The organism is Pseudomonas sp. (assembly GCF_049645325.1).
Classification (GTDB): Bacteria; Pseudomonadota; Gammaproteobacteria; order Pseudomonadales; family Pseudomonadaceae; genus Aquipseudomonas.
Genome location: NZ_JBARTQ010000454.1, coordinates 1 through 13,191, shown reverse-complemented (window position 1 = coordinate 13,191; position 13,191 = coordinate 1). Strand labels below are relative to the sequence as shown.

Below are 13,191 nucleotides of genomic sequence, written 5' to 3'. Positions count from 1 at the left end.
CTATTTCAGCAGCACCGAAATTACCGGTAGTGCTGCTGCCCCCAGGCCAAAAATCCTTCCAGCAACTGCTTCAACACGACCCGGGTTGGCTCAGCCAGATCCGGCCGATAGTTAAACGGCTCGAACTCTTCCATGTAGGCGCTCTGGCACAATTCCAGCTGCACGGCGTGGATATCCTGCGCCGGGTTGCCGTAGTGCCGAGTGATATGCCCGCCCTTGAAGCGCCCGTTGAGCACGTGGGTGTACTGCGGATGCGTGGCGCAGATGGCTTCCAGTTGGCTGGCCAACTCAGGATCACAGGCGGCGCCGTTGAAGGTGCCGAGGTTGAAGTCCGGGAGCTTGCCGTCAAACAGGTGCGGGATCACCGAGCGGATCGAGTGCGCGTCAAACAGCAGCGCGTAGCCGAACTCAGCCTTGAGCCGCGCCAGCTCTTCTTGCAGCGTGCGGTGATACGGGCCCCAGATTTTTTGCAGGTAACTGGCGCGCTCGGTTTCGCTTGGCGCCAGGCCTTCGCGGAACAGCGGCACGCCGTCGAACAGTGTCGCCGGGTACAGCCCGGTGGTGGCGCCGACATACAGCGGCGCGTCATCCGACGGCCGGTTCAGGTCGATCACAAACCGCGAGTACTCGGCCGACAGGGTGCTGGCGCCCAGTTCTTCGGCAAAGTCATACAGCGTGGGAATGTGCCAATCAGTGTCCGGCAGGCTTTGGGCCTCGGGGATCAGCCCGGCTTCCACCGCAGGCGACAGGCGCAGGCCAGCGTGGGGCATGCTGATCAGCAGCGGTACGCGGCCTTGCTTGAAGTTCAGAACCTTATCCACAACAACACTCCTCAGACGGTGACATCGACGCCGTGGCGTACGACGCGTTTATCCAGCTCGCCGCCCAGCCAATAGGCGAGGTCGGCGGGGCGATCAATCTGCCAGGCGACAAAGTCCGCGACCTTGCCCGCTTCCAGGGAACCATGGGTGTCGCCCATGCCCAGCGCGGTCGCCGCATGTTGCGTGGCGCCGGCCAAGGCTTCTTCCGGAGTCATGCGGAACAGCGTGCAGGCCATGTTCAGCATCAAGCGCACCGACAACGCCGGCGAGGTGCCGGGGTTGAGGTCGCTGGCGATGGCGATTTTCACGCCGTGCTTGCGCAAGGCCTCCATCGGCGGCAACTGGGTTTCGCGCAGGAAGTAGAACGCGCCTGGCAGCAAGACGGCGACGGTACCGGACGCGGCCATGGCGATGGCGTCTTCTTCGGTCATGAACTCCAGATGGTCCGCCGACAGCGCGTGGTAACGCGCCGCCAGGCTGGAGCCGTGCAGCGACGAGAGCTGCTCGGCGTGCAACTTCACCGGCAGGCCCAACTGCTGGGCGACCTTGAACACGCGCTCGACCTGCTCAGGGGAAAACGCCAGGTATTCGCAGAACGCATCCACCGCGTCCACCAACCCTTCGGCTGCCAGGGCCGGGAGCATCTCGGAGCAGATGTGCTCGATGTAATCGTCGGCGCGGTCCTTGTACTCCGGCGGCAACGCGTGGGCCGCCAGGCACGTGGCGCGCACGCTGACCGGCAACGCGTCGCCGAGGCGGCGTGCAACCCGCAACATCTTGCGTTCGTTGACCAGGTCCAGGCCGTAGCCGGATTTGATCTCCACCGTGGTCACGCCATCGCGCAGCAAACTGCGCAGGCGCTTGTGGGCGCTTTCGAACAATTCATCTTCCGTGGCGGCGCGGGTGGCCCGCACGGTGCTGGCAATACCGCCGCCCTTGGCCGCGATTTCGGCGTAGCTTACGCCTTGAAGGCGCTGCTCGAATTCGCCGCTGCGGTTGCCACCAAACACAGTGTGGGTGTGGCAGTCGATCAGCCCGGGGGTCACCCACGCGCCTTGCAGGTCATGCACCTGGGCGTAATCCGCCTGGGGCACTTCACTGCGGGGGCCGATCCACTCAATGAGCGAACCGGCGGTGACCAGGGCGGCATCCTCGATGATCGAGTAGTTGCCCTGGGCCATGGTTGCGACGTGGCAGTGTTGCCAAAGCGTTTTCATCAACGCCTCCCTAAGTTATCGATGAGACAAAGCCGGGTCGTAATGGACCTTGGCCGCTTGCCCGGCGGCGGGTTTGACCCACAGCAGATAGGCAACCACCAGCAGCACGATCCACACGGCACCGACCAGCAAGGCAGCCTGGGTGTCCGGGAAGTAACCGAGCACGCCAAACACAAACAGCATGAACACGATGGCCGCCGCGGGCGCGTAGGGCCAGAACGGCACCGGGAACTTCAGCTCGGCCACCTGTTCTTTGGTCATTGAGCGGCGCATGGCGACCTGGGTGAACAAAATCATCAGCCACACCCACACGGTGGCGAAGGTGGCGATGGAGGCAATCACCAGGAACACGTTTTCCGGGATCAGGTAGTTAAGCACCACACCGCCAAGCAATGCTGCGCCCATGACCACCACGGTCATCCACGGCACGCCTTGTTTGGACAACTGGGCAAACCCCTTGGGCGCCTGCCCTTGCTGGGCCAGGCCATACATCATGCGGCCGGCGCCAAAGATGTCGCTGTTGATCGCCGAGACCGCCGCCGAAATCACCACGATGTTGAGGATGGTCGCCGCCGAACCGATGCCGAGGTTGCTGAAAATCTGCACGAACGGGCTGCCCTGGCTGCCGATCTGCGGCCACGGGTAAATGGCCATCAGCACAAACAGGGTCAGTACGTAGAACAACAGGATGCGCAGCGGCACGGCGTTAATCGCCTTGGGGATCACGCGTTGCGGGTCCTTGGCTTCACCGGCGGTGATGCCGATGATTTCGATGCCGCCAAACGCAAACATCACCACCGCGAACGAGGCGATCAAGCCGCCAACGCCGTTAGGCATGAAGCCGCCGTGGGCCCACAGGTTGCTGAGGCCGCTGGCCTGGGTGTCGCCGGCCGAATGAATGCCGAACAGCATGATGCCGAAGCCGCCAAGGATCATCGCGACAATGGCGCCAACCTTGAGCAGCGACAGCCAGAACTCCATCTCGCCAAACACTTTGACGTTGCACAGGTTCAGGCCGCCGATCAAAAACACGATGCCGAGCACCCACACCCACCGCGCGACTTCGGGAAACCAGAAGCCCATGTAGATGCCGAAGGCCGTTACGTCGGCCAGGCAGACGATGATCATTTCAAACGCGTAGGTCCAGCCGAGGATAAAACCGGCCATGGGGCCCAGGTAGGTGCTGGCGTATTGGCCGAAGGAACCGGAGACCGGGTTGTGCACGGCCATTTCACCGAGGGCGCGCATGACCATGAACACGGCAGCGCCGCCGATCAGGTAAGCCAGCAGCACGGCGGGGCCGGCCATCTGGATGGCAGAGGCGGAGCCATAAAAAAGCCCGGTGCCGATCGCCGACCCCAATGCCATGAAGCGAATATGTCGGGCGTTAAGCCCGCGTTTCAAACCCTTTTCTTGCTGGTGCATTTCTCTTCCCTAGTTATTGTTATCCCGAGAAAATTCAAATCTGCGAACGCTCAACCTGTGGGAGCTGGCTTGCCTGCGATGGCGGAATGTCAGTCACGGATGTTTCAACTGACAGATAGCTATCGCAGGCAAGCCAGCTCCCACACTGGGTTGCGTTGCAGTTACAGGCTCGGCAGCAACTTGGCCGGCACCAACGCGTTCAGGCAGCGGCTCGCAAGCAGTTCGCTGGCGGCATTGATGTCGGGTGCGAAGAAGCGGTCTTTCTCGTAGAACGCGACTTTTTCACGCAGGATCGCGCGCGCCTTTTCGAGCACCGGCGAGGTTTTCAAACCATCGCGCAGGTCCAGGCCCTGGCATGCTGCCAGCCATTCGACCGCCAGCACGCCACGGGTGTTCTCCGCCATTTCCCACAAACGCTTGCCCGCCGCCGGGGCCATGGACACGTGGTCTTCCTGGTTGGCCGAGGTTGGCAGGCTGTCGACGCTGTGCGGGTGCGCCAGCGCCTTGTTCTCGCTGGCCAGCGCCGCCGCAGTCACCTGGGCGATCATGAAGCCGGAGTTCACGCCGCCATTGCCCACCAGAAACGGCGGCAGCTGCGACATGTGCTTGTCCATCATCAACGAAATACGGCGCTCGCTCAGGGAGCCGATCTCGGCGATTGCCAGCGCCATGTTATCCGCCGCCATGGCCACCGGTTCAGCGTGGAAGTTGCCGCCGGAGATCACGTCGCCTTCGGCTGCAAACACCAGCGGGTTATCCGACACGGCGTTGGCTTCCACCACCAGCACTTCGGCGGCCTGGCGGAACTGGGTCAGGCACGCGCCCATGACTTGTGGCTGGCAGCGCAGGGAGTAAGGGTCTTGAACCTTGTCGCAGTTCTGGTGCGACTGCGAGACCTGGCTGCTTTCACCGAGCAGGTCGCGATAAGCCGCCGCCGCATCGATCTGCCCACGCTGACCGCGTGCCGCGTGAATGCGCGCGTCGAACGGCGAGCGCGAGCCCAGCACTGCTTCCACCGTCAGGGCGCCACACGCCAGGGCGCCGGCGAACAAGTCTTCGCCCTCAAACAAGCCACGCAGCGCATACGCGGTGGACACCTGGGTGCCATTGAGCAGCGCCAGGCCTTCTTTAGCCGCGAGGGTCAGCGGCGTCAGCCCGGCGACTTTCAGCGCCTCGGTGGCTTCCAGCCATTCGCCTTTGTAGCGCGCCTTGCCTTCGCCCAGCAGCACCAGCGACATGTGCGCCAATGGCGCCAAGTCGCCGGACGCGCCGACCGAACCTTTCAACGGAATGTGCGGGTACACCTCGGCGTTGATCAGCGCGATCAGCGCGTCGACCACCTGGCGGCGAATTCCGGAGAACCCACGGCTCAGGCTGTTGACCTTGAGCACCATGACCAGCCGCACCAGCGCATCGCTGATCGGCTCACCGACGCCGGCAGCGTGGGACAGCACCAGGGAACGCTGGAGGTTTTCCAGGTCTTCACTGGCGATACGGGTCGAGGCCAGCAGGCCGAAACCGGTGTTGATGCCATAGGCGGTGCGGTTCTCGGCGAGAATCTGCTCCACGCAGGCCACACTGGCTTCGATCTGCGCCGAGGCGCTGTCATCCAGGCTGAGGGTTACCGGCTGCTGGTAGATGGCCCGCAGTTGGGCGAGGCTCAGTTGGCCTGGAATCAGATTTAGCGCAGTCACATTCATGCTCCTTTTGAGAGTGTTGTTAACTACCAGTCGCTCCGGATGCTTCCGTTATCCGCCGCTGTGCTCGTTTGGAGCGACACGCGGCTTGGCACGCTGGTTAGTGTTGGAAAAATTTTCAGTGCAAGTTCGGCAGGGTTCGGCGCAACACGTCGGCATCCTTGAGCAGCGCGGCGGCCGCCGCGATGTCCGGCGCCAGCCAACGGTCTTGTTCATAAGCCGGCACGACTTCACGCAGCAAACGCCAGGCGCTGTCGGTGCCCGCGCCGAAACGCTGGTCCTTGAGAAACTCAAAGGCCTGGGCCGCCAGCAGGTATTCGATGGCGAGGATCTGGGTCACATTGGCCAACAGTTGATGCAGCTTGAGCGCGGCATTGGTGCCCATGCTCAGGTGGTCTTCCTGCAGGCCCGAGGTGACGAAGTTGTCGAGCACCGCCGGTTGCGCCAGCAGGCGGTTTTGCCCGCACAGCGAGGCGGCGACGTACTGCACGATCATCATCCCGGAGTTGACCCCGGGGTTGCTGACCAAAAACGCCGGCAAGCCGCTGACGTGCGGGTTGATCAGGCGGTCGAGGCGGCGTTCGGCGACGGAGCCGATTTCGGCCATGGCAATCGCGAGCATGTCCGCCGCCAGGGCCACCGACTGCCCGTGCGGGTTGGCCTGCGACACCACGCGGTAATTGTCCGGCGTGCCGAGCACCAGCGGGTTGTCGGTGGCGCTGTTGAGTTCGGTCTCGATCTGGCGGGTCGCGTGTTCAACCTGGTCGCGGGCCGCGCCGTGAATCTGCGGGATCGAACGGATGCTCAGCGCGTCCTGGGTGCGAATGCCTTTGCTGCTGGCGATCACTTCACTGCCGTCGAGCAACGAACGCAGGTTGATGCCGACTTGCTGCATGCCCGGGTGCGGCTTGAGGGCGATGATGGCTTCGTCAAAGGCATCGATCTGGCCACGCTGGGCCTCGAAACTCATGGCGCCGATTACGTCGGCCCATTGCAGCAAATGGTGCGCGTCAGCCAGGGCCAGGCAGCTCAGGCCGGTCATGCACGGCGTACCGTTGACCAGGCACAGGCCGTCTTTGGCGCCGAGGCTCACCGGCTGTAAATTTTCTGCGTGCAACGCTTCTTGCGCCGGGACGATGCGGCCGCGATAGCTCACGTTGCCCACACCCAGCAAGGCCACGCCGACGTGGGCCATGTGCGTCAGGTAACCCACCGAACCCTGCGACGGCACTTGCGGCGTGATGCCGTGGTTGAGCAGCGCCAGCAACGAATGCACCACCTGCGGGTGCAGGCCGGATTTGCCATGGCTGTAATTGATGATCGCGGCGCAAATAATCGCGCGGGTTTGTTCATCGCTCAGCACCGCGCCGACGCCGCAGGCATGGCTTAGCAACGTGTTGCGTGACAGCTGGCTGAGTTGTTCGCCCTCGAGCGACACGTTGCACAGCGCGCCCAGGCCGGTGTTCACGCCATAGGCGCGTTCGCCGCTGCTGACAATGCGCTGCACGATGGCCTGGGCATTGTCGATGCGCGCCCAGGCATGGCCCGAGAGTTCGAGTACCGCGCCGTGACGGGCGACGGCGACCACGTCCTGCCAACGCAGCGGGGCGTCGGCGATGATGATTTTTGCAGCCTGGGACATCTTCATACCTTCTTCAATTCTCGTGCAGCTTCACTGGCCCTATCGCAGGCAAGCCAGCTCCTACATTTGAAATGCATTCCCCTGTGGGAGCTGGCTTGCCTGCGATAGCGTCGGCCGGCTCACCACAAGATCCGGCTCAGACCACCGCCGCGCGCCGCTGAACGAACCGGTCCACATACTCATCCGCCGGCGAATGCAGAATCTCGCGCGGCGTGCCGACCTGGATCAGTTTGCCGTCCTTGAGGATCGCAATGCGGTTGCCGATGCGCACGGCCTCGTCGAGGTCGTGGGTGATAAACACGATGGTTTTGTGCAGGGTCTTTTGCAGCTCCAGCAACTGGTCTTGCATCTCGGCGCGGATCAGCGGGTCGAGGGCGCTGAAGGCTTCGTCCATCAGGATGATGTCGGTGTCGGCCGCCAAGGCGCGGGCCAGGCCGACGCGCTGACGCATGCCGCCGGACAGCTGGTGCGGGTATTTGTTTTCGTAGCCCTTGAGGCCCACGGTTTCGACCCAGTGCAGCGCGCGCTCGGCGCAGACCTGCTTGGTTTCGCCGCGCACTTTGAGGCCGTAGGCGACGTTGTCGAGCACGCTCTTGTGGGGCAGCAGGCCGAAGCTCTGGAACACCATGCTGATCTTGTGCCGACGGAATTGGCGCAGGGCTTCCATGTCCAGTTGCAGGATGTCTTCGCCGTCCACCAGGATCGCGCCGCTGGTAGGGTCGATCAGGCGGTTGAAGTGGCGCACCAGCGTGGACTTGCCGGAACCCGACAGGCCCATGATCACGAAAATCTCACCGGTGGCGATGCTCAGCGACAGGTCATTCACGCCGACCACGCACCCGGTCTCGGCCAGCACCTGGTCCTTGGTCTTGCCCTGGCCAACCATGGCCAACGCGTCCTTGGAGCGGGCGCCGAAGATCTTGAAGACGTTTTTAACTTCAATTTTGCTGACAGTAGTCATTTGCTCGCCTCATGCCGTGGACGACCATAGGCCTGGGTAATGCGGTCGATGACCACTGCAAGAATCACAATCGCCAGACCGGCTTCAAGGCCACGGCCAACGTTGAGGGTCTGGATGCCGACGAGTACGTCTTCACCCAAGCCACGCGCGCCGATCATCGAGGCGATCACCACCATCGACAGCGCCATCATCGTGGTCTGGTTGATCCCGGCCATGATGCTCGGCAACGCGAGCGGCAGTTGCACACCGAACAGTTGTTGCCAGCGGTTGGCGCCGAAGGCGTTGATGGCTTCCATGACTTCGCCGTCGACTTGGCGAATGCCCAGGTCGGTCAGACGAATCAGCGGCGGCGCGGCGTAGATCACCGTGGCGAAAATCGCCGGGACCTTGCCCAGGCCAAACAGCATCAGCACCGGGATCAGGTACACGAAGCTCGGCATGGTTTGCATGATGTCGAGCAACGGCATCAGCACCGAACGCAGGCGATTGCTGCGAGCCGACAAAATGCCCAGCGGAATGCCGATCAGCACCGAGATCACCGTGGCAACCATCATCAGCGCCAGGGTTTGCATCAGCTTGTCCCACAGGCCAACCGCGCCCACCAGGAACAGCAGACCGACGATCACCGCGGTGGTCAGCACCTTGCGGGTGGCGTGCCAGGCAATGCCGCCGACGATGGCCAGCATCAGCCACCAGGGCGCTGCGCGCAGCAACCCTTCCAGGTTGACGATGGCCCATAGCAACGTGTCGGAGATATGCCGGAACACGTCGCCGTAGTTGGTGACCAGCGAGTCCACCCAACCGTTGACCCAGTCAGCAATGGAAAACGTAAAACTCTCAGGAAACATATCGTGCTCTCGATCCAGTGGGTTGTGGCCGAGTGGCCGGCTAGCCCCTCAGGGTAGCCGGACACGCTTGACCTACAAGGCCGCGTCGATTTTCTTGGCTGCGTCGTCGCTCACCCATGCGTGCCAGACTTCAGGATGTTCCTTGAGGAAAATTTTCGCCAGTTTTGACGAATCAATTCGCTCTTTGGCCATGCGACCGAGGTTCTGGTTCAGCAGATCGATCGGCAGGTTGACCTTCTCCAGCACGGCCACCAGCTCCGGCGCTTGCTCATGGAAGGTCTTGGACAAACCCACCTTGATGCTCACGCTTTTATCCACACCGGGTTTTTCTTCCAGCTTGACCAGGTCGACCTGGCCCATCAGCGGGGTAGGCGACCAGTAGTAGAACAGGATCGGCTCGCCACGCTTGTAGCTCGACAGCACCGCCGCATCCAGCGCCGGGCCAGTGCCTGGGCGGAAGTTGGTGTAGGAATTTTCCAGGCCGTAGCTTTTCAGCATTTCGCTGTTGTCCAGCTCACAGGTCCAGCCGGCCGGGCAGTTGTAGAAACGGCCTTTGGAGGGTTCTTCCTGGTCCTTGAACACCGAAGCGTACTTGGCCAGGTCGGCGATGTTTTTCAGGTCCGGCGCCTTCGGTTCTAGCTTGCGCTTGGCGTCGCCTTCGATCACGTAACGCGGCACGTACCAGCCTTCGACAGCACCGACCACGGGCGCACCAACACCGACAACCTTGCCGGCCTTCTCGGCCTTGTTCCAGACTTCGCTGCGGCCAACCCACTCTTCGGCGAATACTTGAATGTCGTTGCTGCTCAGGGCGTTTTCCATGGTGATGGAGTTACCCGGCAGGCTGTCGGTTTTGCAGTCGTAGCCTTTTTCCAGCACGGTTTGCAGGATGTCGGTGAGCAACATGCCGCTTTCCCAGTTCAGGCCGGCGAACTTCACAGGCTTGCCGGATTCGCACCAACCAGCCGCCTGGGCGCCAGCACTCGCCAGCACGCTCGCAGAGAACAACGTGGCCAGCAGGGTCTTATTCATAGTCATTGTTGTGACGCTCCCAATCTTGAAATGGATTACGGCAGTCAGTAGGCATCCTGCCCTGTCCACGTCCCATCAGGCCTGTGCAGCCAGCCCGTTTGTCGTCGTCGGTGCAGCGCCCTGCTCTGTCGGCAGGATCAGGTGTTCAGGGGTTGCGCTGTGCCACTTTTTTGCGGCCCAGTAATAAAGTGCTGCGGGCACCACCAGGCCGATGATCCAGGAGATATCGGTGTCGCCAAGGCTGGCGACCAGTGGGCCGGTGTAGAAATGCGTGGAGATGAACGGCATCTGGATCAGCACGCCGAACACATAGATGCTGATGCCCATCCAGTTCCAGCGGCCGTAACGGCCATTGGGGTTGGACAGCGCCGGAATGTCGTAGCGCTCCTTGGTGATGCAGTAGAAGTCCACCAGGTTGATCGCGCTCCAGGGCGTGAAAAACGCCAGGAGGAACAGGATGAACGCGGAGAAATCCTTGAGGAACGAGTCCTTGCCCAGCAGCGCCAGCGCGGCGGCAACCGAGACCATCAGGAAGATGTACAGCAGGCGCACTGCACTCGAAATGTGCCGGCTGCCACGGAAGCCGCTGATGATCGTCGCGATGGACATGAAGCTGCCGTAGGCATTGAGTGTGGTCACGGTGACTTTGCCGAAAGCGATGCTGAAATACAGCAGCGCCGCGACGATGCCGGTGCCGCCCAGGCCGACGATAAACGACACTTCGTGGTGGGCGAATTGCGCGCCGGCCAGGGCTGCCGCAAACACACCAAACACCATCGATGCTTGCGCGCCGATTACCGAACCCAGGCCCACGGCCCAAAACGTTTTTTTGGCTTCTGTGCTGCGCGGCAAATAACGCGAGTAGTCCGCTACATACGGGCCGAACGCAATCTGCCAGGACGCCGACAACGAAATCGCGAGCAGGAAACTGCTGAGGGAAAAGTGCTTGTTGCCCAGCAACGCACCGACGTCGTTACCGGCCAGCAATTTGTAGAACAGGTACACAAAGGCGATCACGCCGAGCACGCTGGCCACGCGGCCGATGCCATGGATGACGCGGTAGCCGAAGACGGTAAACACCATGATCAGCCCGGCGAACAGCACGATGCCGACCCAGTCTTCCACGTGCAGCAACTGCGCCACCGCCTGCCCCGCCAGCAACGAGCCGCTGGCCGAGAAACCGATGTACATCAGGCAGACCAGCACCAGCGGGATCACCGCGCCATACACGCCAAACTGCACGCGGCTGGAAATCATCTGCGGCAAGCCCAGTTGCGGGCCTTGCGCCGCGTGCAGCGCCATAACGCCGCCGCCCAGCAGTTGGCCGATCAACAGACCGATCAACGACCAGAACACATCACCGCCCAGCACTACGGCCAAGGCGCCGGTAACGATGGCAGTGATCTGCAGGTTGGCACCCAGCCACAGGGTGAACTGACTCAATAGACGACCGTGTCTTTCCGCTTCCGGGATGTAGTCGATCGAACGCCTTTCGATCAACGGGGTGGTGCTTGCACGAACGTCATTTGCAGCCATGTGTGTTCAACCTCTGATGGATTGTTATTCGGTGGTGCGGGTGAAACATGTCTTGTGTACACAGCAGGGCAAATGTGGGAGCTGGCTTGCCTGCGATGCGGGCGACTCGGTCTCTCAGCAGAACCGAGGGGGATGCCATCGCAGGCAAGCCAGCTCCCACAAGAACCAGGCCAGCCGTTACTTGATCATCGGGAGATTGAGACCCTGCTCTTTGGCGCAGTCGATGGCGATCTGGTAACCGGCATCCGCATGGCGCATCACGCCGGTGGCCGGGTCGTTATGCAGCACACGGGCAATCCGCTCAGCCGCTTCGTCGGTACCGTCGCACACAATCACCATGCCGGAGTGCTGCGAGAAGCCCATGCCCACGCCGCCGCCGTGGTGCAACGACACCCAGGTCGCGCCGCTCGCGGTGTTGAGCAGGGCGTTGAGCAGTGGCCAGTCGGACACGGCGTCGGAGCCGTCCTGCATGGCTTCGGTTTCGCGGTTCGGGCTGGCTACCGAGCCGGAGTCGAGGTGGTCACGGCCGATCACCACCGGCGCCGACAGCTCGCCGCTGCGTACCATTTCGTTGAACGCCAGGCCGAGCTTGGCGCGCTGGCCCAGGCCAACCCAGCAGATACGCGCCGGCAAGCCCTGGAAGCTGATGCGCTCGCGCGCCATGTCCAGCCAGTTGTGCAGGTGCGCGTCGTCGGGGATCAGCTCTTTGACTTTGGCGTCGGTCTTGTAGATGTCCTGCGGGTCGCCGGACAGTGCAGCCCAGCGGAACGGGCCGATGCCACGGCAGAACAACGGGCGGATGTAGGCCGGAACAAAACCCGGGAAGTCGAAGGCGTTTTCCACGCCTTCTTCCTGCGCCATCTGGCGGATGTTGTTGCCGTAGTCGAAGGTCGGGATGCCTTGCTTCTGGAAATCCAGCATGGCTTTGACGTGCACGGCCATCGACTGCTTGGCGGCCTTGATCACGGCAGCGGGCTCGGTCTTGGCGCGGGCGCGGTAGTCGTCCCAGGTCCAGCCAGCCGGCAAGTAGCCGTTGAGCGGGTCGTGGGCGCTGGTCTGGTCGGTGACCATGTCCGGGCGCACGCCACGCTTGACCAGTTCCGGCAGAATTTCCGCCGCGTTGCCCAGCAAGGCGATGGAGATGGCCTTGCCTTCCTTGGTGTATTTGGCGATGCGCGCCAAGGCGTCGTCGAGGTCGGTGGCCTGCTCGTCGACATAGCGGCTGGCCAGACGGAAATCGATGCTGACCTGCTGGCACTCGATGTTCAGCGAGCAGGCGCCGGCCAGAGTGGCGGCCAGAGGCTGGGCGCCGCCCATGCCGCCGAGGCCGGCGGTAAGTACCCAACGGCCTGTCAGGTCACTGTTGTAATGCTGGCGACCGGCTTCGACGAAGGTTTCGTAGGTGCCTTGGACGATGCCCTGGCTGCCGATGTAGATCCAGCTGCCGGCGGTCATCTGGCCGTACATGGCCAGGCCCTTGGCATCGAGTTCGTTGAAGTGTTCCCAACTGGCCCAGTGCGGCACCAGGTTGGAGTTGGCGATGAGTACGCGCGGGGCATTGCTGTGGGTCTTGAACACGCCGACCGGCTTGCCGGATTGCACCAGCAGGGTTTCGTCGTCATTCAGGTGGGTGAGGCTCTCGACGATCTGGTCGTAGCATTCCCAGTTGCGCGCCGCCCGGCCAATACCGCCGTACACCACCAGTTCTTTCGGGTTCTCGGCCACTTGCGGGTCGAGGTTGTTCATCAACATGCGCAGCGGCGCTTCAGTCAGCCAGCTTTTGGCGGTAAGCGTGTTACCGCGGGCGGCACGGATTTCGACGTCACGGTATTTAGTAGGCTTGGCTTTGGAAAAATCGGTCACGGCGGGACTCCTCGGCATGATGCGCGAACATTGATGGTGCGAAGGACAGTCTTACGCACACATCTTTACTTGTATGTACAAGCATATGCAATCAAGCGGCCAACTTGCTGGGTGAGCCGTTGAGATTTTTTGAGGGGGTGCGTGAAAGC

At 62.2% G+C, this 13,191-nt stretch carries 10 protein-coding genes; all 10 read right to left on the bottom strand.

From position 1 onward, the window contains the following. Window positions 1-20 precede the first annotated feature (20 nt). Window positions 21-821, bottom strand: a complete 801-nt coding sequence (gene hutG / locus WBB95_RS19740; RefSeq protein ID WP_424489106.1) for an N-formylglutamate deformylase — start codon at window positions 819-821, stop codon at window positions 21-23. A gap of 11 nt (window positions 822-832) precedes the next feature. Further along, window positions 833-2,038, bottom strand: coding sequence for an imidazolonepropionase (hutI, locus tag WBB95_RS19735; protein WP_424489105.1), 1,206 nt, complete (start codon window positions 2,036-2,038; stop codon window positions 833-835). A 15-nt stretch (window positions 2,039-2,053) separates the two neighbouring features. Further along, on the bottom strand, window positions 2,054-3,463 hold the full coding sequence (locus WBB95_RS19730; protein WP_424489104.1) for an amino acid permease: 1,410 nt from the start codon (window positions 3,461-3,463) through the stop codon (window positions 2,054-2,056). 161 nt (window positions 3,464-3,624) lie between these two features. Further along, window positions 3,625-5,163 carry a histidine ammonia-lyase gene (hutH, locus tag WBB95_RS19725; RefSeq protein ID WP_424489103.1) on the bottom strand — a complete coding sequence of 513 codons (1,539 nt, stop codon included), beginning with the start codon at window positions 5,161-5,163 and terminating at the stop codon, window positions 3,625-3,627. Between the two features lie 115 nt (window positions 5,164-5,278). Continuing rightward, window positions 5,279-6,802, bottom strand: a complete 1,524-nt coding sequence (locus tag WBB95_RS19720) for an HAL/PAL/TAL family ammonia-lyase (RefSeq protein WP_424489107.1) — start codon at window positions 6,800-6,802, stop codon at window positions 5,279-5,281. A 136-nt stretch (window positions 6,803-6,938) separates the two neighbouring features. Continuing rightward, a complete protein-coding gene (locus tag WBB95_RS19715; RefSeq protein ID WP_424489102.1) occupies window positions 6,939-7,763 on the bottom strand; it encodes a quaternary amine ABC transporter ATP-binding protein in 825 nt (274 codons plus the stop codon). Further along, window positions 7,760-8,611 (bottom strand): ABC transporter permease, encoded by an 852-nt coding sequence (locus WBB95_RS19710; protein ID WP_058411854.1) that lies wholly within the window; start codon window positions 8,609-8,611, stop codon window positions 7,760-7,762. The genes WBB95_RS19715 and WBB95_RS19710 overlap by 4 nt, the downstream gene beginning before the upstream one ends. 72 nt (window positions 8,612-8,683) lie before the next feature. Continuing rightward, on the bottom strand, window positions 8,684-9,649 hold the full coding sequence (locus WBB95_RS19705) for an ABC transporter substrate-binding protein (RefSeq protein WP_424489101.1): 966 nt from the start codon (window positions 9,647-9,649) through the stop codon (window positions 8,684-8,686). Window positions 9,650-9,718: 69 nt separating this feature from the next. Continuing rightward, the gene (locus WBB95_RS19700; RefSeq protein WP_424489100.1) at window positions 9,719-11,179 is read right to left on the bottom strand and encodes a purine-cytosine permease family protein; all 1,461 of its coding nucleotides are present in this window, start codon (window positions 11,177-11,179) and stop codon (window positions 9,719-9,721) included. Window positions 11,180-11,356: 177 nt separating this feature from the next. Next, window positions 11,357-13,060 carry a urocanate hydratase gene (gene hutU, locus WBB95_RS19695; RefSeq protein WP_424489099.1) on the bottom strand — a complete coding sequence of 568 codons (1,704 nt, stop codon included), beginning with the start codon at window positions 13,058-13,060 and terminating at the stop codon, window positions 11,357-11,359. Window positions 13,061-13,191: the final 131 nt, after the last annotated feature.